Below are 1,274 nucleotides of genomic sequence, written 5' to 3'. Positions count from 1 at the left end.
GTCGGTGCTCGCGCCTCTGTGGGCACTCGTGCCTGCAGCGGCCGTCCCGTTCGAGGCGAGTCCGCCGAGCACTCTTGTCAGCGTTGTCGTCAATGGCCCTCCTTGGATCTTGGGGTCGGGCACCTGGCTACAATGGCCGGTGATACCACTCGGTTTTATCGATATAGACCGTATTGCGATCCCGATCCCATTCCCATAAATCGACACGAATGTGTCGAATTCCACCTAGTACGTTGCTGGCATCCAACATGAAGCCGAAGCCGTACCGGTAGACGGTGCAGTTGTACTGATTATCGCCGGGGCGTGCGGCGCGCGCCACCTGCCGATTGTTCATGTCGTAGGCGGTGAACACGACCGATGCACACCACCAAGAACGGTCACCGAGATAACTGCTGCTCCCCGTCACTCCGCCACCGACCTGAACCGACCGGTTGTGCCAGATGAAGTTGCCCGAACTTTGCGTTCCGGTTCCGATGTCGAACCATGTCTGCACGGACGCGGCATGGGCTGGGGTGGAGACAGCCGTGCTGCCCATGATCGTGGCGACGAGCGCCACGGTCGCCAGCAGTAGACGCCGCGTGTCGACCCGCCGACTCCTGGTACCGGCCCTGCCGGCTGGTTCTGGGTCGGTGCTCGCGCCTCTGTGGGCACTCGTGCCTGCAGCGGCCGTCCCGTTCGAGGCGAGTCCGCCGAGCACTCTTGTCAGCGTTGTCGTCAATGATCCTCCTTGGATCTTGGGGTGAGCATCGATATGTGCTCATGGACCATGCTGTGGAAGACCGCTGGCATCTTCCTAACAACGGGTTGGCCGACGTCCGGCTCCTGTGGATTGCTGGCGACGGCACCCCAACCACGGTCGATGATCACAATGTCGTTCGCGAGGCGTTCGGCTTCATCAAGTAGGTGGGTGTTGAGCAGGATCGGCACACCGTCAGCGTGCAGGTCGGTGATGATGCCCCAGGTGGCATGGCGGGCCCGCGAAACCATGCTGAACCTTCGCGGTCAGTGGGATCGGCGACAATCCTGCGTCACCAGATTTCTGTCCTGATACGGCGAGGTAACGGTCCGGTAATGGGTGGGGCGTCCAGACCGGCAAGGACCTTCTCGATCTTTGCCGGGTGGCCAGGACGCCAGCTGGCAGCAGGTAACCGCTCCATCAAAGCGGGGGAACTCAAGGCGATCGGCAGGCCGTGCAGGCCGCTGGTGAGTTTCGACCACACCTGCTGGCATCCGAGTTCGTCGATGTCCGTCGCGGCGGCGAGTGCCGCCACCGC

At 62.4% G+C, this 1,274-nt stretch carries 3 protein-coding genes; all 3 read right to left on the bottom strand.

From position 1 onward, the window contains the following. Positions 1–127: 127 nt before the first annotated feature. The gene (locus Pma05_RS41875) at positions 128–556 is read right to left on the bottom strand and encodes a hypothetical protein (protein ID WP_203863102.1); all 429 of its coding nucleotides are present in this window, start codon (positions 554–556) and stop codon (positions 128–130) included. A 158-nt stretch (positions 557–714) separates the two neighbouring features. Further along, complete coding sequence (locus tag Pma05_RS41870) at positions 715–987, bottom strand: hypothetical protein (RefSeq protein WP_203863101.1); 273 nt, start codon at positions 985–987, stop codon at positions 715–717. Positions 988–1,028: 41 nt separating this feature from the next. Beyond that, positions 1,029–1,274 (bottom strand): hypothetical protein (locus tag Pma05_RS41865; protein WP_203863100.1); only part of this gene is annotated, 246 nt, incomplete at its 5' end.

The organism is Plantactinospora mayteni (assembly GCF_016862935.1).
GTDB classification, from domain to species: Bacteria; Actinomycetota; Actinomycetes; order Mycobacteriales; family Micromonosporaceae; genus Plantactinospora; species Plantactinospora mayteni.
This window is presented reverse-complemented; position numbering and strand designations above follow the sequence as displayed.

Excerpts from the sequence above, each read along its gene's own strand:
- Pma05_RS41870 (WP_203863101.1), bottom strand. The coding sequence starts at position 987 with ATGGTTTCGCGGGCCCGCCATGCCACCTGGGGCATCATCACCGACCTG.